The organism is Rhizobium sp. 268, assembly GCF_036571585.1.
Classification (GTDB): domain Bacteria; phylum Pseudomonadota; class Alphaproteobacteria; order Rhizobiales; family Rhizobiaceae; genus Rhizobium; species Rhizobium redzepovicii.
The window spans coordinates 1-18,228 of sequence record NZ_JAPPSO010000038.1 but is presented as its reverse complement, the minus strand read 5'-3'; the positions used below and the strand labels follow the sequence as shown (position 1 = coordinate 18,228).

The following is an 18,228-nucleotide window of genomic DNA, read 5'->3' as shown; positions in this document are numbered from 1 at the left end:
ACTTCGTGATCGCTGCCGTCAGAGACGTCTTGCCGTGGTCAACGTGGCCGATCGTGCCAATGTTGACATGCGGCTTGTTGCGCTCAAACTTACTCTTTGCCATTTTCGGCTCTCCGTTTTGCTAGTCCCCGAAGGGATCTAATTCTTGTTATCGGTCAATTGGTATTCCGGTCACTTCTGACCGGAATACTTTGCCTGGATTTCAGTTGCGACGTTCGACGGGACCGGCGAATAGTGATCGAAGGTCATCGTGTACTGAGCGCGGCCCTGGGACATGGAGCGCAGGTTGTCGACGTACTTGAACATGTTCGCGAGCGGAACGTTCGCGTTGATGACCACGGCGATACCACGGCTTTCCTGACCCTGGATCTGACCGCGACGGGAGTTCAGGTCGCCGATGACGTCGCCGACATAATCTTCCGGGGTGACGACTTCGACCTTCATCATCGGCTCGAGCAGCTGAGCGCCGGCCTTCTTGGCTGCTTCACGGAAGCAGGCACGCGATGCGATTTCGAAGGCGAGAACCGAGGAGTCGACGTCATGGAAAGCGCCGTCGATGAGGGTCGCCTTGACGCCGAGCATCGGGAAGCCAGCGAGCGGACCCGAAGACAGGACGCTTTCGATGCCCTTCTGGACGCCGGGGATGTATTCCTTCGGAACGGAACCGCCGACGATCTTGGATTCGAACTTGAATTCGTCGCCTTCCGGGTTCGGTTCGAAGACGATCTTGACGCGCGCGAACTGGCCGGTACCACCGGACTGCTTCTTGTGCGTGTAGTCTTCTTCGTGCTGGCGCGTGATGGTTTCGCGATAGGCAACCTGCGGCGCGCCGACAGTTGCTTCAACCTTGAATTCACGACGCATGCGGTCGACGATGATGTCGAGATGCAGTTCGCCCATGCCGGCAATGATGGTCTGGCCGGATTCCTGGTCGGTCTTGACTCGGAAGGACGGATCTTCTGCAGCCAGGCGGTTGAGCGCAAGGCCCATCTTTTCCTGGTCGCCCTTGGTCTTCGGCTCGATGGCGATCTGGATGACCGGCTCGGGGAATTCCATGCGCTCGAGGATAACCGGCTTCAACGGATCGCAGAGCGTGTCACCCGTCGTGGTTTCCTTGAGGCCGGCGAGAGCGACGATGTCGCCTGCGAAGGCTTCTTCGATATCTTCACGCGAGTTGGAGTGCATCTGCAGCATGCGGCCGACGCGCTCGCGCTTGTCCTTGACCGTGTTCATGACCGACGCGCCCTTTTCGAGCTTGCCGGAGTAGATGCGGGCGAAGGTCAGCGAACCGACGAAGGGGTCGTTCATGATCTTGAAGGCGAGCATGGAGAGCGGCTCGTTGTCATCGGCATGACGCTCGATGTCAGCTTCCGTCTTGAAGTCGATGCCCTTAATGGCCGGGATATCCATCGGCGACGGCAGGTAGTCGACGACGGCGTCGAGCAGCGGCTGCACGCCCTTGTTCTTGAACGCGGTGCCGCAGAACATCGGGTGGAACTTGACGTCGATCGTGCCGCGGCGAACGAGCGCACGGATCTGATCGTTGTCGGGCAGAACGCCTTCGAGATAGGCTTCCATCGCGGCTTCGTCGATGTCGACGACGGTTTCGATCAGCTTTTCGCGATATTCTTCGGCCTTGGCCTTCATGTCCTCGGGGATCTCGACGACATCCCACTGGGCGCCGAGCGACTCGTCGCGCCAAATGAGAGCGTTCATCTCGATCAGGTCGATAACGCCCTTGAACTCGGTTTCAGCACCGATCGGCAGCTGCATGACGACAGCCGTTGCGCCGAGGCGGGTCTTGATCATCTCGACGGAGCGATAGAAGTCGGCGCCCGTCTTGTCCATCTTGTTGCAGAAGATCATCCGCGGGACATTGTACTTCTCAGCCTGGCGCCAGACGGTTTCCGTCTGCGGCTCGACACCGGCGTTGGCATCGAGCAGCGCGATAGCGCCGTCGAGAACGCGCAGCGAACGCTCGACTTCGATGGTGAAGTCGACGTGGCCGGGGGTGTCGATGATGTTGAAGCGGCGCATCTTGCCGTCACGGCCCTTCCAGAAGGTCGTGGTGGCAGCGGAGGTGATCGTGATGCCACGCTCCTGCTCCTGCTCCATCCAGTCCATGGTGGCTGCGCCGTCGTGGACTTCGCCGATCTTGTGCGACTTACCGGTGTAGTAAAGGATACGCTCGGTGGTCGTGGTCTTGCCAGCGTCGATATGCGCCATGATACCGAAATTACGGTAGTCTTCGATCTTATATTCGCGAGCCATTGTGGACTGCCTTTCGATACCGTTCGGAATTACCAGCGATAGTGCGAGAATGCACGGTTGGCGTCAGCCATCTTGTGCGTGTCTTCGCGCTTCTTGACGGCGGAGCCGCGGTTGTTGGACGCATCGAGCAGTTCGCCGGAAAGGCGGTCAACCATAGTCGTTTCATTGCGCTTGCGGGCGGCAGCGATCAGCCAGCGAATGGCGAGAGCCTGGCGGCGCTCCGGACGAACATCGACCGGCACCTGATAGGTCGCACCACCGACGCGGCGCGAGCGGACTTCAACGTGCGGAGCAATGTTGTCGAGCGCAGAATGGAATACCGTGAGCGGCTCCTGCTTGGACTTGCCCTGGACGACGTCGAACGCGCCATAGACGATGTTTTCAGCAACGGACTTCTTGCCGTCGAGCATGATGGCATTCATGAACTTGGTGACGACGAGGTCGCCGAACTTCGGGTCCGGATTGATCTCGCGTTTTTCTGCTTTATGACGTCTGGACATAGTTTTCGTCTCTTCAACCGTTAAGGCGCTTCATCACGCGGAGGACCTCGCGCAGCGCCGGATTATTCAAAACCGAATTACTTCGGACGCTTCGCACCGTATTTGGAGCGGCGCTGCTTGCGGTTCTTGACACCCTGGGTATCGAGAACGCCGCGGATGATGTGATAACGGACACCCGGAAGGTCCTTGACGCGGCCGCCACGGATCATGACGACAGAGTGTTCCTGAAGGTTGTGACCTTCGCCGGGGATGTAACCAATGACTTCGAAGCCGTTGGTCAGGCGGATCTTTGCGACCTTACGCAGAGCCGAGTTCGGCTTCTTCGGCGTCGTCGTATAGACGCGCGTGCAAACGCCGCGCTTCTGCGGGTTCTCCTGGAGTGCGGGAACCTTGTTACGCTTTACGTTCGCCTGGCGAGGCTTGCGGATCAGCTGGTTTACGGTAGGCATTCAACCATCCCTTACGTTTTATCTCAGTACCCTTGCGGGCTTGAACTCGCGCCGTCTCCGGCAGTGACGCATGCTTTCCGTCAATGCGCAAAATATGGCCCAATCCGCTTCCGCAGATGGACCACAAGGAGCAGAGGACGCGTAAAATATGCGTCGTGCGTGCAGCATCATGACTTCAACGTGCGTTTAGAACCTTGTTTGAGGTGAACTTCAGGGCGCGTCGCCCCGAACAGCCAAGCCTCACATGGGATCTGATGGCCGGGGTACTACTGGTTTCCACCCCTCTCGTCAAGGCCGGTTAAGAAATAAACTCGCCGTATCGCCTTGATCTGCGGGCCTAACGCCCTGATTTCATCCTTCTAGACGAAATGGCGGCCGTGCACCAAGATAAAAACTTGGGCATCGCGGCAAAAGCAGTTAAGGAATCAGCAATTGCGGCGTGCGGCCCTCACAGCAGGATTCGAGCGACTGAATCGTCAAAGAGCCGAAGGACAGGCGATGATTACGACACCTGATAACGACAATAATTTCGACGGACCGATGGTCTTCATCATCATCGGCAAAGGCTACGAGTCCGACGACAGCGAAGGCATCGACCTGCACATCATGCTGAAGGCGCCCGACGACGACACGGCTGTCCGCGAGGCCCTGAACGCCCTTGCCGAGGAAGGCTTCATCGAGGCCGATCTCGACCAGATCGGCATGCTGACCGAGGTGCCCGCCGAAGAGCCGCACGCCTCTGCTTACCAGGGTGCCGTCGACGGCGAGGTCGCCATCATCCGCTTCAACTGAAGGAGCCGCCGCTGACGCTGCGGGTCGCAAAGGCAGTATAAGCGGAAGCAGCACCTTCCCTCCCCCAACCAATCAATGCAGACCAAAAACGAAAACCGCCCGGATCGCTCCGGGCGGTTTTTCAATTCGCGTGCCACCTGAGTGGTGGTCGTCGGATGCGGATTACTCCGCAGCCGGAGCCTTTTCGGCCATGTCCTGCAGCATCGGCGTGGCAACGGCAGCACCCGTGCCCTTGCGGCGCTCTTCGAGGATCAGCTCGTCGCGCGACGTGGCGATACGACGGATCTGGGTCATGGTGCCGCCGGTGCCGGCCGGGATCAGACGGCCGACGATGACGTTTTCCTTCAGACCCTGCAGGCCGTCGGTCTTGCCGGCGATCGCAGCTTCCGTCAGCACCTTGGTCGTTTCCTGGAAGGATGCGGCCGAGATGAAGGACGGGGTCTGGAGCGACGCCTTGGTGATGCCGAGAAGAACCGGATCGCCGTAGGCGGGCTTCTTGCCCTGCTCGATCAGGTGATCGTTGACGTCTTCGAGCTCGATCCGGTCGACATTGTCGCCGACGATATAGGTCGAGTCGCCTGCATCGGTGATTTCCACCTTCTGCAGCATCTGACGGACGATTACCTCGATGTGCTTGTCGTTGATGACAACGCCCTGCAAGCGGTAGACTTCCTGGATCTCGTTGACGAGGTAGGAGGCCAGAGCCTCCACGCCCTTGATCGCCAGGATGTCGTGCGGAGCCGGGTTACCGTCGAGGATGTAGTCACCCTTTTCGATATAGTCGCCTTCCTGAAGGTGGAAAGGCTTGCCCTTCGGGATCAGGTATTCGACAGGCTCGACACCGTCTTCCGCCGGCTCGATGATGACGCGGCGCTTGTTCTTGTAGTCGCGGCCGAGGCGGATCGTACCATCGATCTCTGCGATGATGGCATGGTCCTTCGGACGGCGGGCTTCGAAGAGCTCGGCAACACGCGGCAGACCGCCAGTGATGTCCTTGGTCTTGGCGCTTTCCAGCGGCGAACGCGCGAGAACGTCACCCTGGGAGACCTTGGTGCCCGGCTCGACCGACAGAATAGCGTCGACCGAGAGCAGGAAGCGGGCGTCACCGCCACGCGAAAGCTTCGCGACATTGCCGCTGGCATCCTTGATGACGATCGCCGGCTTGAGGTCCGAACCGCGCGGGGTCGAACGCCAGTCGATGACCTGACGCTTGGTGATGCCGGTGGATTCGTCGGTGGCTTCCAGAACGGAGAGACCATCGACCAGATCTTCGAACTGAACGGTACCAGCCACTTCGGTCATCATCGGACGGGTGTAAGGATCCCACTCCGCCAGACGCTGGCCGCGCTTGACCTTGTCGCCTTCGTCGACGTGCAGCTTCGAACCGTAGGCGACACGCTGCGACGACCGTTCCACGCCACGTTCGTCCAGGATCTGGACGGTCATGTTGCGGCCCATGGCAACGAGGTTGCCATCGGAGTTGCGCAGGATGTTGCGGTTCTTGATCTGCACCGTACCTTCGTACGAGGCTTCCAGGAAAGACTGGTCGACCACGGTTGCCGTACCGCCAAGGTGGAAGGTACGCATGGTGAGCTGGGTGCCCGGTTCACCGATCGACTGAGCGGCGATGACGCCGACGGCTTCGCCCATGTTGACCGGCGTACCACGGGCCAGGTCGCGACCGTAGCAGACCGAGCAGACGCCCGTCTGGATTTCGCAGGTCAGCGCCGAGCGGATGCGGATCGACTGGATACCGGCCTTCTCGATCTCGATGACATCAGGCTCGAGGATCATCTTGCCGGCATCGACGATGCGCTCGCCGGTGACCGGATGATCGATATCGTCGAGCGCCGTGCGACCGAGGATGCGGGCGCCGAGCGAGGCGACAACCTGACCGGCATCAACGATGGCGGTCATGGTGAGGCCGGTTTCGGTGCCGCAATCGACGTGCGTGACGATGCAATCCTGCGCGACGTCGACGAGACGGCGGGTCAGGTAACCTGAGTTGGCGGTCTTCAAGGCGGTGTCTGCCAGACCCTTGCGGGCGCCGTGGGTCGAGTTGAAGTACTCGTTGACGGTCAGGCCTTCCTTGAAGTTCGAGATGATCGGCGTCTCGATGATTTCACCCGACGGCTTGGCCATCAGGCCGCGCATGCCGCCCAGCTGGCGCATCTGGTTCGGAGAACCGCGGGCGCCGGAATGGCTCATCATGTAGATCGAGTTCATCGGCTTCTGACGGCCGGTGTTCTCGTCGAATTCGACCGCCTTAATGCGGGCCATCATCTCTTCGGCGACCTTTTCGGTGGCCTTGCCCCAGGCGTCGACAACCTTGTTGTACTTTTCGCCCTGAGTGATCAGGCCGTCATTGTACTGCTGCTCGTATTCCTTCACCAGGCTTTCGGTGTCGGCAACGATCTTCGCCTTGGCATCGGGAATGACCATGTCGTCCTTGCCGAACGAAATGCCGGCGCGGCAGGCATGGGAGAAGCCGAGCTGCATGATGCGGTCGCAGAAGATGACCGTGTCCTTCTGGCCGCAATGGCGGTAGACCGTGTCGATCATCTTGGAGATGTTCTTCTTGGTCATTTCCTGATTGCAGATGTCAAAGGGCACCTTGCCGTTCTTCGGCAGCAGTTCGCCGATGAGCAGACGGCCAGGCGTCGTCTCATAGATCTTCGAGTAGGGCTTGCCATCCTCGTCGACCGACTTGAAACGGCCGCGGATCTTGGTGTGCAGCGTCACGACCTTGCTTTCAAGAGCATGATGCAGTTCGCCGAGATCGGAGAAGGCCATGCCTTCGCCCGGTTCGTTCTGGTTCAGGATCGACAGGTAATAGAGGCCGAGAACCATGTCCTGCGAGGGAACGATGATCGGCGCGCCGTTAGCCGGATGCAGGATGTTGTTGGTCGACATCATCAGCACGCGGGCTTCGAGCTGGGCTTCGAGCGACAGCGGCACGTGAACGGCCATCTGGTCGCCGTCGAAGTCGGCGTTGAAGGCCGTGCAGACGAGCGGATGCAGCTGGATCGCCTTGCCTTCGACCAGGGTGGGTTCGAAGGCCTGGATGCCCAGGCGGTGCAGCGTCGGTGCGCGGTTCAGCAGAACCGGATGCTCGCGGATGACCTCGTCGAGGATATCCCAGACTTCAGGCTTTTCCTTTTCGACCAGCTTCTTGGCCTGCTTGACGGTCGAGGAGTAACCCTTGGCGTCGAGGCGGGCGTAGATGAACGGCTTGAAGAGCTCGAGCGCCATCTTCTTCGGCAGGCCGCACTGGTGCAGCTTCAGTTCCGGACCGGTGACGATGACCGAACGGCCGGAATAGTCGACGCGCTTGCCGAGCAGGTTCTGGCGGAAGCGGCCCTGCTTGCCCTTCAGCATGTCGGAGAGCGACTTCAGCGGACGCTTGTTGGCGCCGGTGATGACGCGGCCGCGACGGCCGTTGTCGAACAGCGCGTCAACCGATTCCTGCAGCATGCGCTTTTCGTTGCGGATGATGATGCCGGGCGCACGAAGCTCGATAAGGCGCTTCAGACGGTTGTTGCGGTTGATGACGCGGCGGTAGAGGTCGTTCAGATCCGACGTCGCGAAACGGCCGCCGTCGAGCGGCACCAGTGGACGCAGATCCGGCGGGATGACCGGAACGACCTTCATGATCATCCATTCCGGACGGTTGCCCGACTCCATGAAGTTCTCGACGATCTTCAGGCGCTTCATCAGCTTCTTCTGCTTGAGATCCGACGTGGTGTCGGCAAGCTCGGAGCGCAGGTCGCCAGCGATCTTTTCGAGGTTCATCGAGGCCAGCATCTCGTAGATCGCCTCAGCGCCGATCATCGCGGTGAACTGGTCTTCGCCGTATTCGTCAACGGCCAGCATGTACTCTTCTTCCGAGAGGAGCTGGTGCTCCTTCAAAGCAGTCAGGCCCGGCTCGGTGACGATGTAGTTTTCGAAATAGAGGACGCGCTCGACATCCTTCAGCGTCATGTCGAGCAGCGTCGAAATGCGCGACGGCAGCGACTTCAGGAACCAGATATGGGCAACGGGAGCGGCGAGCTCGATATGGCCCATGCGCTCACGGCGAACGCGCGACAGCGTGACTTCGACGCCGCACTTTTCGCAGATGATGCCCTTGTACTTCATGCGCTTGTACTTGCCGCACAGGCATTCGTAGTCCTTGATCGGCCCGAAGATGCGCGCGCAGAACAGACCGTCGCGTTCCGGCTTGAACGTGCGGTAGTTGATGGTTTCCGGCTTCTTGATCTCACCGTAAGACCAGGAGAGGATCTTCTCCGGAGATGCGATCGAAATCCGAATGGAATCGAAATTCTGTGCAGGCACCTGCGGATTGAAAAGATTCATGACCTCTTGGTTCATGCCTGTCTCCTTCATGGGCTAAAGCGCCCTCAAAATGCGATGGTCGGCGGCAAATTCCCGGGAGCCGCCTCCCTCGCTTAAACGAGAATAACCGCAAGATGCGGCGAAACTTCCCTGCAGGGCCGATACGGATACGGCGCCCGGCGGGACCGGCGTGCGCCGCATTGGCAGCGCACGCCCTATCAGGTGCTTACTCGGCCGCGTCGGGCAGCTGCGCTGCCTGCGCCTCGTCAAGCTTGGTGTTTTCGAGCTCGACGCTGAGGCCCAGCGAGCGCATTTCCTTGACAAGAACGTTGAAGCTTTCCGGAATACCGGCTTCGAACGTGTCGTCGCCGCGGACGATGGCTTCGTAGACCTTGGTGCGGCCGGCGACGTCGTCCGACTTCACCGTCAGCATTTCCTGCAGCGTGTAGGCCGCGCCGTAAGCTTCGAGCGCCCAGACTTCCATTTCGCCGAAGCGCTGACCGCCGAACTGCGCCTTGCCGCCCAGCGGCTGCTGGGTCACGAGCGAGTAAGGACCGATCGAACGGGCATGGATCTTGTCGTCGACCAGGTGGTTGAGCTTCAGCATGTAGATGTAGCCCACGGTCACCTGGCGGTCGAACTGCTCGCCGGTACGGCCGTCATAGAGCGTCGACTGGCCGGTATCCTTGAGACCTGCCAGACGCAGCATGTCGTTGACGTCGGCTTCGTTGGCGCCGTCGAAGACAGGCGTTGCAATCGAAACGCCACGCTTCCACTGGTCGGCGAGACGCAGAACCGAGTCGTCGTCGAAATCCTGGACCTGTTCGGCCTTCGGACCGTCACCGACGACATCGCCGATGGTCTTGCGCAGCGGCTCGATGTTGCCATTGGCCTTGTATGCGTCGATCAGTTCGCCGATCTGGCGACCCATGCCGGCGCAAGCCCAACCCAGGTGGGTTTCGAGGATCTGGCCGACGTTCATACGCGAGGGAACGCCGAGCGGGTTCAGAACGACGTCGACATGCGTGCCGTCTTCGAGGAACGGCATGTCCTCGACAGGCACAATGCGCGAGACGACGCCCTTGTTCCCGTGACGGCCGGCCATCTTGTCGCCCGGCTGGATCTTGCGCTTCACGGCGACGAAGACCTTGACCATCTTCATGACGCCAGGAGGCATTTCATCGCCGCGCTGGACCTTCTCGACCTTGTCCATGAAGCGCTGTTCAAGGCGCGACTTGGATTCGTCGTACTGGCCGCGAAGGGCTTCGAGCTCGCTCTGAACCTTCTCGTCCTCGACGGCGAACATCCACCACTGCGAGCGGGGATATTCGGAGACGACGGCGTTCGAAAGCTCGGTGCCCTTCTTGAAGCCCTTCGGGCCGGCGATGGAGGCCTGGCCGCGCAGCATTTCGATCAGACGGCCGTAGACGTTACGGTCGAGGATCGCCTGCTCGTCGTCGCGGTCCTTTGCAAGACGTTCGATCTCTTCGCGCTCGATTGCCATCGCGCGCTCGTCCTTCTCGACGCCATGGCGGTTGAAGACGCGGACTTCGACGATCGTGCCGTAGGTGCCGGGCGGCATGCGCATGGAAGTGTCGCGCACGTCGGAGGCCTTTTCGCCGAAGATGGCGCGCAGAAGCTTTTCTTCCGGCGTCATCGGGCTTTCGCCCTTCGGCGTGATCTTGCCGACGAGGATATCGCCCGGCTGAACTTCGGCGCCGATGTAGACGATACCGGCTTCGTCGAGGTTCTTCAGCGCTTCTTCCGAAACGTTCGGAATGTCGCGGGTGATTTCCTCAGGACCAAGCTTGGTGTCGCGCGCCATCACTTCGAATTCCTCGATGTGGATGGAAGTGAACACGTCGTCGGCAACGATACGCTCGGAGAGCAGGATCGAGTCTTCGTAGTTGTAGCCGTTCCAGGGCATGAACGCGACGAGCGCGTTGCGGCCGAGCGCCAGGTCGCCGAGATCGGTCGACGGGCCGTCAGCGAGGATGTCGCCGCGGTTGACCTCGTCACCGACGGTGACCAGCGGACGCTGGTTGACGCAGGTGTTCTGGTTCGAACGCTGGAACTTCTGCAGGCGGTAGATATCGACGCCGGATTTGCCGGCTTCGAGGTCTTCGGTGGCGCGGATAACGATACGCGTCGCGTCGACCTGGTCGACCACGCCGCCACGGCGCGCGCCGATGGCGGCGCCGGAGTCACGGGCAACGACCGGCTCCATGCCGGTACCGACGAACGGGGCTTCGGCACGCAGCAGCGGCACGGCCTGACGCTGCATGTTCGAGCCCATGAGCGCGCGGTTGGCGTCGTCATTTTCCAGGAACGGGATGAGCGCGGCTGCGACCGAAACGACCTGCTTCGGCGAAACGTCCATCAGGTTCATGCTGTCGCGGGGTGCGAGCATGACTTCGCCGGCATGACGGCAGACGACGAACTCGTCGACGAAGGAACCGTCGGCGTTCATTTCGGCGTTGGCCTGGGCGACGTAGTACTTCGCCTCTTCCATGGCGGACAGGTAGAGCACGTCGCTCGTCACCTTGCCGTCGACGATACGGCGGTACGGGCTTTCGATGAAGCCGTACTTGTTGACGCGGGCAAAGGTCGCAAGCGAGTTGATCAGACCGATGTTCGGGCCCTCAGGCGTTTCGATCGGGCAAATACGGCCGTAGTGGGTCGGATGCACGTCGCGGACTTCGAAGCCGGCGCGCTCACGGGTCAGACCACCCGGGCCAAGAGCCGACAGACGGCGCTTGTGGGTGATTTCCGAGAGCGGGTTGACCTGGTCCATGAACTGCGAGAGCTGCGAGGAACCGAAGAATTCGCGCACGGCGGCAGCCGCCGGCTTGGCGTTGATCAGATCCTGCGGCATGACCGTGTCGATCTCGATCGAGGACATGCGTTCCTTGATCGCACGCTCCATGCGGAGCAGGCCGAGACGGTACTGGTTTTCCATCAGCTCGCCGACCGAGCGGACGCGGCGGTTGCCGAGGTTGTCGATGTCGTCGATCTCGCCCTTGCCGTCGCGCAGTTCGACCAGCATCCTGACCACGGCCAGGATGTCGTCCTTGCGCAGGATGCGGACGGTGTCTTCGACGGTCAGGTCGAGACGCATGTTCATCTTGACGCGGCCGACGGCGGAGAGGTCGTAACGCTCCGCATCGAAGAACAGCGAGTTGAACATGGCTTCGGCCGATTCCATGGTCGGCGGCTCGCCCGGACGCATGACACGGTAGATGTCGAACAGAGCGTCCTGACGGTTCTCGTTCTTGTCGGCCGAAAGCGTGTTGCGGATATAGGCGCCGACATTGATGTGGTCGATGCCAAGAACCGGGATCTCGTCGAAGCCGTTCGCCAGGATGATGCCGAGCGTCTTCTCGTCGATTTCGTCGCCGGCTTCGAGGTAGATTTCACCGGTGGAGTAGTTGACGATGTCGCCGGCGAGATAGTTGCCGTAGAGATCGTCGTCAGCGGCCTTCAGCGCCTTCAGGCCCTTGTCTGACAGCTGGCGCAGCAGGCGCGGGGTCAGCTTCTTGCCGGCTTCGACGACGACTTCGCCGGTATCGGCGTCAACCATCTCGGTGATCGCCTTGGCGCCCTTCAGCGTTTCCGGCTTGAAGGGAATACGCCAGCCTTCGCCGTCGCGCTTGTAGAGCGACTTCGTGTAGAAGGTGTCGAGGATTTCCTCGCCGTCCATGCCGAGCGCCATCAGCAGCGACGTGACAGGGATCTTACGGCGACGGTCGATACGGGCGTAGACGATATCCTTGGCGTCGAATTCGATATCGAGCCAGGAACCGCGATAAGGGATGACGCGGGCAGCAAAGAGCAGCTTGCCGGAAGAATGGCTCTTGCCCTTGTCGTGATCGAAGAAGACGCCCGGCGAACGGTGCATCTGGGAAACGATGACGCGCTCGGTGCCGTTGACGATGAACGTGCCGTTGTTGGTCATGAGCGGCATGTCGCCCATGTAGACGGACTGTTCCTTGATGTCCTTGATCGACTTCGCGCCCGTATCCTCGTCGATATCGAACACGATCAGGCGCAGCGTCACCTTCAGGGGTGCCGCATAGGTCAGGTCGCGCTGACGGCATTCGTCAACGTCGAACTTCGGCGGTTCGAACTCGTAGGATACGAATTCCAGCATCGAAGCGCCGGAAAAATCGGTGATCGGGAAAACCGACTTGAAAACGGCTTGAAGGCCCTCGTCGGGCCGGCCGCCTTTCGGCTCTTCAACCATCAAAAACTGGTCGTAGGACGCCTTCTGAACCTCGATGAGGTTCGGCATTTCTGCGACTTCGGGGATCTTACCAAAAAACTTGCGTACGCGCCTACGACCGTTGAACGAAAGGGTCTGAGCCATCGTCGCTCCTTCAAAATCTTGCACCCGGGCCTGCAACGGACGGGAACCGATGGCCAGTCGATCCCGTCTATCAATGAGTCATCCAATCTCGTCCGACACCCGAAAACGCTCAGCTCGGATTGCTGTGCTGCCCTCGATGCGAGACTATCCTTTTGAAGAACCCATTACCCAAAAGCCGGTTTGACGCGGCTTTTGGGTAATTCGTTCAGAAAAACGGCAAATGGGAGGCAGCAAAGACTGCCTCCCAAAAGCGTTTCAAGATTACTTGACGTCGGCCTTGGCGCCAGCGTCTTCAAGCTTCTTCTTGATGTCAGCGGCTTCAGCCTTGTTGACGCCTTCCTTGACAGCCTTCGGAGCGCCTTCGACGAGGTCCTTGGCTTCCTTGAGGCCGAGACCGGTGATGGCGCGGACTTCCTTGATGACGTTGATCTTGTTGGCACCGGCGTCGACGAGGATAACGTCGAATTCGGTCTTTTCTTCTTCAACGACAGCCGGGCCAGCACCACCAGCAGCGGCAGCAACAGCTACCGGAGCAGCAGCGGAAACGCCCCACTTTTCTTCGAGAAGCTTCGACAGTTCTGCAGCTTCCAGAACGGTCAGAGCGGAGAGGTCGTCAACGATCTTTGCGAGATCAGCCATTTTACTAGTTCCTTTTGTTCGGTTCGAACCGGTTGATTATAAACAGCGAAAAACCGCCTTAAGCGGCTTCGTCCTTCTCGGCGTAAGCCGCGAACACGCGAGCAAGCTGGCTTGCCGGTGCTGCAACAACCCCAGCGATGCGGGTAGCCGGTGTCTGGATCATGCCCAGCAGCTTCGCACGCAGCTCATCGAGCGAAGGCAGGGTCGCAAGCGACTTGACTGCATCGGCGTTGAGCGTGGTTGTTCCCATGGCTCCGCCCAGAACAACGATCTTGTCGTTGGTCTTGGCGAAGTCCATGACGACCTTCGGAGCGGTGATCGGATCGGTGCTGTATGCAATCAGCGTCTGACCCTTGAAGAGATCAGTGATCCCTTCCGCTTCCGTACCCTGAAGGGCAATTTTGGCCAGGCGGTTCTTCGCGACTTTGACGGTACCGCCAGCTGCACGCATCTTCGAACGAAAGTCGTTCATCTGCGCGACTGTGGCACCAGCATAGTGGGCCACGACAACTGAGCCCGAAGCCTTGAAGACTTCGTTCAGTTCCGTGACGAATTCGCGTTTTTCCGCTCTTTCCACTGCCTATCTCCAGTTGGCGGGACCGAAAACGGGCCCGCCGGGTTGCCTTTTGCCTCCCGGGATCATGTGAGATCCCAAGCGACGCTTGAGGATCCTGTCCCCCCGCGCTCCCGCGCCAATCAAGGCTAAAGAGGCACAAGGCATCCAAGGCTCGAACCGATTTCCTAGAAGCGAACTTCATGAAATTCGGGTCTTACCCGTCTCATGCAGGCGAAGTGATTAAGGGAAAACCACCTGCAATCTCGGACAGGATTCCGGATTTCTCCGGAATATTCCGGCCCCTTGCGAGGCCGGAATTTCAGTGACCGGACCGAGGTCCGGCAATCAACTTATGCAGTCGGAGCTGCGGTGACCGAGCCGACTTCAATCTTGACGCCCGGGCCCATGGTCGAGGAAATCGCCACGCGCTTGACGTAGTTGCCCTTGGCGCCAGCCGGCTTCGCCTTGATGACGGCGTCAGCAAAGGCGCGGATGTTTTCTTCCAGAGCCTTGGCGTCGAAAGAGGCCTTGCCGATGCCGGCATGGACGATACCAGCCTTCTCGACGCGGAACTCGACAGCGCCGCCCTTGGAAGCCTTGACGGCTCCGGCGACATCCATGGTGACGGTGCCGACCTTCGGGTTCGGCATCATGCCGCGGGGGCCGAGAACCTTACCGAGACGGCCGACGAGCGGCATCATGTCGGGGGTGGCGATGCAGCGATCGAATTCGATCTTGCCACCCTGGACGATTTCGACGAGGTCTTCAGCGCCGACGATATCGGCACCGGCGGCCTTGGCTTCATCGGCCTTGACGCCACGAGCGAAGACGGCGACGCGAACCGTGCGGCCCGTGCCGTTCGGCAGGTTGACGACGCCGCGAACCATCTGGTCCGCATGTCGCGGGTCGACGCCGAGGTTCATCGAGACCTCGATTGTTTCGTCGAACTTGGCGACAGCCCGTTCCTTGACCATGCCGATAGCCAGGCTCAGAGCGTAGAGCTTAGTGGGATCAACACCTTCGTTGATCTTCTGCGTGCGCTTACCAGCCATGATCTTAACCCACCACTTCCAGGCCCATGGCGCGGGCAGAGCCCTCGATCATCGCCATTGCACCTTCGATATCCGCTGCGTTCAGATCCTTCATCTTGGCTTCTGCGATCGACTTGATCTGAGCCTTGGTGAGGGAGCCGGCCTTGGCGCCCTTGCCGGGCGTCTTGGAACCGGACGTGATCTTCGCTTCCTTCTTCAGCCAGTAGCTGACCGGAGGCTGCTTCATCGCGAAGGTGAAGGACTTGTCCTGGTAATAGGTGATGACGACCGGGATCGGCATACCCTTTTCCATTTCCTGCGTGGCGGCATTGAACGCCTTGCAGAATTCCATGATGTTAATGCCACGCTGACCAAGCGCCGGACCAATCGGCGGGGACGGGTTTGCCGATCCTGCCTTGACCTGAAGCTTGAGCTGGCCTGCAACTTTCTTAGCCATATCTCTCTGCCTTTCATGAACGGCCGGTCGCCCGGCCCGTGATGCCGGATCTCTCCGGCGGCTGCGGTTGCGTGGTGCGGATCATTAGGGTCCGGCTAAGACCCCTCACCTTCCACGCGGGTGCGGACAAGGTCCGCAGGAAACCGGCCGCAAGGGCCTGCTTCCAATCTCTTACAATCAGACCTTCTCGACCTGAGCGTATTCCAACTCGACCGGCGTTGCGCGGCCGAAGATCGACACTTCAACCTTCAGGCGCGAACGCTCTTCGTCCACATCCTGAACCGTGCCGTTGAACGACGCGAACGGGCCGTCGGAAACGCGAACCTGCTCGCCGATCTCGAAGGTAATGGAGGCCTTCGGCCGCTCGACACCTTCCTGGACCTGGCCGAGAATGCGCTCGGCTTCATGATCCGGAATCGGAACGGGCTTATTATCGGAGCCGAGGAAGCCTGTGACCTTCGGCGTATTCTTGATCAGATGGTAGGCTTCATCCGTCAGATTGGCGCGAACCATGACATAGCCCGGGAAGAACTTGCGCTCGCTGTCGACCTTGCGGCCGCGACGCACTTCCACCACCTTTTCGGTCGGCACGAGGATTTTCTCGAACAGGTGCTCAAGCCCCTTCTGGCGAGCCTTGTTCTCGATGTCTTCAGCAACCTTCTTTTCAAAATTTGAATATGCGTGGACGATGTACCAACGTGCCGCCATTTTCATCTCCACCCGTATCAGTTGCCGGTATTGAGCACGAAGCTCAGAGCCCAGCCGATCAGCTGGTCAGCGGCAAAGAAAAACAGCGCGGCGAAAACCACCATCACAAGCACCATGACCGTCGAGATCATCGTCTCGCGGCGCGACGGCCATGTAACTTTGGACGTCTCGGAGCGAACCTGCTGCAGAAACGCAAACGGATTGGATTTTGATGCCATCGACTGCCCACGCAATTACGGCGCGTAAAGCTGAAACTATCAGCCCCACGCACCGCGTGTCTGTTGAACCCTAAATAAACACCGATTCCCGAATAGACAAGAGGGAAACCGAAGTTTAACGAAATTAGTCACCGCCCATCGATCCCCGGCCGGAATGCCGCGAGCACGTCCGCGCTGTCCCGCATCAAGGAAGATGGCAGGGGCAGTAGGGCTCGAACCTACGACCTGCGGTTTTGGAGACCGCCGCTCTACCAACTGAGCTATACCCCTTCATGCCGCTCATTCAGCGCTGGGCCAAGGCCCGCAAATCGCTGCTGAAAAGCATGGCGCTCCCTTTAAGACGGCGACGGCGGATTGGCAAGCACGATTTTCGATTTTCATAGCCATTCTGCGCATATGCGAGCGATCGGCTTGCTCATCGCGCCACCGATATGGGTTCAGACCTTCACGTATTTCCGCCAATCGTGCTCTTCTTTAAAACCCAGCACTTCGCGAATCTTGCGGTTGGAGAGCAGGCCTTCATATTCGCCGATCTCCCGGGTGAAGGGCACGTTGGGGAAGAATCGCTTGGCAAGCTCCCTCGACGGCGTATTGGCCGAGACGGTGTCGTTGGCCGCGTTGAAGACCTGATAGCCGAGACCGTCCTTTTCGATGCAGAGATGGCAGATCTGTCCGAGATCGCGGGCGTCGATATAGCTCCAGGCAATGCGCTTGCGCATCTCGGGATTGGCGAAATAGGTGGGAAACCTCTCATATTCGTGCGGCTCGATGACGTTGCCGATGCGCAGCGCATAGATGTCGAACCCCGAACGCTCGGCAAAGGCACGCGCCGTCTTTTCGTTGACCACCTTGGAAAGCCCGTAAGAATCCATCGGATTGACGTCGTAGTCTTCCTCCAGCGGGAACTGATGGAAATCGCGATGACCTTCGGCGAAGCAGACCCCGTAGGTCGTCTCGCTGGATGCGACGATAATCTTCCTGATGCCGAGCTTCACCGCCGCCTCGATGACATTATAAGTGCCCATCGTATTGATGCGGAAAGTCTCATTGTCGGGTTTGATCAGAATGCGCGGGATGGCGGCGAAATGCACGACGGCATCGAAGGGTTGCACGCCCCTGCCCGCATCGAGATCGGGAAAATCCCGGTGCATCGACAACGCATTGAAGACCTGACCGCTATCGGTGATGTCGGCAATGAGATTGGTGACGCCGGGACTGTCCAGCGGCACCAGATCGAGGTTGTGAACCTCGTAACCCGCATTGACGAGCCATGGCACGGCATGGCGACCTGCCTTGCCCGAACCGCCCGTAAACAGAATTCGCTTCTTCATGGAATATCCTCCGCATCATCAAATCGGAGGCATAGTTAGACGCTTCCGCGCGAAGAGCAAGCGAGCGTCCTGCAAGGGTTCACCCCCGCGTCGCCAGGAGCAGCCTATCCGGGGCGCCTGGCCGATCATTTCCGTTCACCGCAGACGCCTGCGGTGAACTGCTGAAATCGTCACTTAACGACGGTTACGTCACCGATCTGCACTCCGGCTGCCTGAACAACCTCCTGCGGAATTGCAGCGATGAAAAACATCGTGAAAACATACATCGCGAATATGGTCGCAGCGAACGTGGCCTTTGGAATCATCCGGGCTCTCCTCTTTGCATGAAGGAGTCTGGACTAAAATGAACCAATCACAACTGGTTTCTGAATGTGAGATGAACAAAATACTGTGACGGGCATATTTAACGATATTTTTACAACACCTGTTAATCCCTCAAACAGGCATCAAAACGAAAAAACCCCGCCGTTTCCAGCGGGGTTTTTCCTGAATTTCGGGTAATCCCAGGATTACTCGACGATCGAAGCGACGATACCGGCGCCGACGGTGCGGCCGCCTTCACGGATCGCGAAGCG

At 59.5% G+C, this 18,228-nt stretch carries 15 protein-coding genes, 1 tRNA gene and 1 pseudogene; 1 reads left to right on the top strand and 16 read right to left on the bottom strand.

Annotated elements, in window-relative coordinates; translation table 11 throughout:
- From OS035_RS32690 to rpsL, 4 genes are all read right to left on the bottom strand, one after another.
- Positions 1–103: GTP-binding protein (locus tag OS035_RS32690; protein WP_082520064.1), on the bottom strand; the 103-nt coding region annotated here is incomplete at its 3' end.
- A 68-nt stretch (positions 104–171) separates the two neighbouring features.
- Positions 172–2,271 carry an elongation factor G gene (gene fusA / locus OS035_RS32685; protein WP_097630068.1) on the bottom strand — a complete coding sequence of 700 codons (2,100 nt, stop codon included), beginning with the start codon at positions 2,269–2,271 and terminating at the stop codon, positions 172–174.
- A 29-nt stretch (positions 2,272–2,300) separates the two neighbouring features.
- Positions 2,301–2,771: a 30S ribosomal protein S7 gene (rpsG, locus tag OS035_RS32680; RefSeq protein ID WP_003578662.1), complete on the bottom strand. Its 471-nt coding sequence runs from the start codon at positions 2,769–2,771 to the stop codon at positions 2,301–2,303.
- A 77-nt stretch (positions 2,772–2,848) separates the two neighbouring features.
- A complete protein-coding gene (rpsL, locus tag OS035_RS32675) occupies positions 2,849–3,220 on the bottom strand; it encodes a 30S ribosomal protein S12 (protein ID WP_003547537.1) in 372 nt (123 codons plus the stop codon).
- A 498-nt stretch (positions 3,221–3,718) separates the two neighbouring features.
- Here rpsL and OS035_RS32670 point away from each other — a divergent pair, with 498 nt between their 5' ends.
- On the top strand, positions 3,719–4,012 hold the full coding sequence (locus OS035_RS32670) for a hypothetical protein (protein WP_003587200.1): 294 nt from the start codon (positions 3,719–3,721) through the stop codon (positions 4,010–4,012).
- A gap of 162 nt (positions 4,013–4,174) precedes the next feature.
- Here OS035_RS32670 and rpoC read toward each other — a convergent pair whose 3' ends face one another.
- From rpoC to OS035_RS32610, 12 genes and pseudogenes are all read right to left on the bottom strand, one after another.
- Positions 4,175–8,383, bottom strand: a complete 4,209-nt coding sequence (gene rpoC, locus OS035_RS32665; RefSeq protein ID WP_097630069.1) for a DNA-directed RNA polymerase subunit beta' — start codon at positions 8,381–8,383, stop codon at positions 4,175–4,177.
- A gap of 190 nt (positions 8,384–8,573) precedes the next feature.
- Complete coding sequence (gene rpoB, locus OS035_RS32660; protein WP_097630070.1) at positions 8,574–12,713, bottom strand: DNA-directed RNA polymerase subunit beta; 4,140 nt, start codon at positions 12,711–12,713, stop codon at positions 8,574–8,576.
- Positions 12,714–12,974: 261 nt separating this feature from the next.
- Positions 12,975–13,352 carry a 50S ribosomal protein L7/L12 gene (rplL, locus tag OS035_RS32655; RefSeq protein WP_064838108.1) on the bottom strand — a complete coding sequence of 126 codons (378 nt, stop codon included), beginning with the start codon at positions 13,350–13,352 and terminating at the stop codon, positions 12,975–12,977.
- 58 nt (positions 13,353–13,410) lie between these two features.
- The gene (gene rplJ, locus OS035_RS32650; RefSeq protein ID WP_331815388.1) at positions 13,411–13,929 is read right to left on the bottom strand and encodes a 50S ribosomal protein L10; all 519 of its coding nucleotides are present in this window, start codon (positions 13,927–13,929) and stop codon (positions 13,411–13,413) included.
- A gap of 329 nt (positions 13,930–14,258) precedes the next feature.
- A complete protein-coding gene (gene rplA / locus OS035_RS32645; protein WP_049734093.1) occupies positions 14,259–14,960 on the bottom strand; it encodes a 50S ribosomal protein L1 in 702 nt (233 codons plus the stop codon).
- Between the two features lie 4 nt (positions 14,961–14,964).
- A complete protein-coding gene (rplK, locus tag OS035_RS32640) occupies positions 14,965–15,396 on the bottom strand; it encodes a 50S ribosomal protein L11 (protein ID WP_003547518.1) in 432 nt (143 codons plus the stop codon).
- 177 nt (positions 15,397–15,573) lie between these two features.
- The gene (gene nusG / locus OS035_RS32635; protein WP_003573823.1) at positions 15,574–16,104 is read right to left on the bottom strand and encodes a transcription termination/antitermination protein NusG; all 531 of its coding nucleotides are present in this window, start codon (positions 16,102–16,104) and stop codon (positions 15,574–15,576) included.
- A 17-nt stretch (positions 16,105–16,121) separates the two neighbouring features.
- Positions 16,122–16,322 carry a preprotein translocase subunit SecE gene (gene secE / locus OS035_RS32630; RefSeq protein ID WP_003547514.1) on the bottom strand — a complete coding sequence of 67 codons (201 nt, stop codon included), beginning with the start codon at positions 16,320–16,322 and terminating at the stop codon, positions 16,122–16,124.
- 194 nt (positions 16,323–16,516) lie between these two features.
- Positions 16,517–16,592: transfer RNA gene (locus OS035_RS32625), tRNA-Trp, on the bottom strand.
- Positions 16,593–16,759: 167 nt separating this feature from the next.
- Complete coding sequence (locus OS035_RS32620; protein WP_097630071.1) at positions 16,760–17,653, bottom strand: NAD-dependent epimerase/dehydratase family protein; 894 nt, start codon at positions 17,651–17,653, stop codon at positions 16,760–16,762.
- Positions 17,654–17,823: 170 nt separating this feature from the next.
- Positions 17,824–17,958, bottom strand: a complete 135-nt coding sequence (locus OS035_RS32615) for a hypothetical protein (protein ID WP_275593030.1) — start codon at positions 17,956–17,958, stop codon at positions 17,824–17,826.
- Positions 17,959–18,162: 204 nt separating this feature from the next.
- Positions 18,163–18,228, bottom strand: a pseudogene (locus OS035_RS32610) (elongation factor Tu); the annotation flags it as partial.

What these genes read in the sequence shown, in the direction of transcription:
- rpsL (WP_003547537.1), bottom strand. Translation starts at nt 3,220, where the DNA reads ATGCCTACCGTAAACCAGCTGATCCGCAAGCCTCGCCAGGCGAACGTA.
- rplA (WP_049734093.1), bottom strand. Translation starts at nt 14,960, where the DNA reads ATGGCTGGTAAGCGCACGCAGAAGATCAACGAAGGTGTTGATCCCACT.
- nusG (WP_003573823.1), bottom strand. Translation starts at nt 16,104, where the DNA reads ATGGCGGCACGTTGGTACATCGTCCACGCATATTCAAATTTTGAAAAG.
- OS035_RS32620 (WP_097630071.1), bottom strand. Translation starts at nt 17,653, where the DNA reads ATGAAGAAGCGAATTCTGTTTACGGGCGGTTCGGGCAAGGCAGGTCGC.
- rpoC (WP_097630069.1), bottom strand. Translation starts at nt 8,383, where the DNA reads ATGAACCAAGAGGTCATGAATCTTTTCAATCCGCAGGTGCCTGCACAG.
- OS035_RS32615 (WP_275593030.1), bottom strand. Translation starts at nt 17,958, where the DNA reads ATGATTCCAAAGGCCACGTTCGCTGCGACCATATTCGCGATGTATGTT.
- rpsG (WP_003578662.1), bottom strand. Translation starts at nt 2,771, where the DNA reads ATGTCCAGACGTCATAAAGCAGAAAAACGCGAGATCAATCCGGACCCG.
- OS035_RS32670 (WP_003587200.1), top strand. Translation starts at nt 3,719, where the DNA reads ATGATTACGACACCTGATAACGACAATAATTTCGACGGACCGATGGTC.
- fusA (WP_097630068.1), bottom strand. Translation starts at nt 2,271, where the DNA reads ATGGCTCGCGAATATAAGATCGAAGACTACCGTAATTTCGGTATCATG.
- rplL (WP_064838108.1), bottom strand. Translation starts at nt 13,352, where the DNA reads ATGGCTGATCTCGCAAAGATCGTTGACGACCTCTCCGCTCTGACCGTT.
- rpoB (WP_097630070.1), bottom strand. Translation starts at nt 12,713, where the DNA reads ATGGCTCAGACCCTTTCGTTCAACGGTCGTAGGCGCGTACGCAAGTTT.
- rplK (WP_003547518.1), bottom strand. Translation starts at nt 15,396, where the DNA reads ATGGCTAAGAAAGTTGCAGGCCAGCTCAAGCTTCAGGTCAAGGCAGGA.
- secE (WP_003547514.1), bottom strand. Translation starts at nt 16,322, where the DNA reads ATGGCATCAAAATCCAATCCGTTTGCGTTTCTGCAGCAGGTTCGCTCC.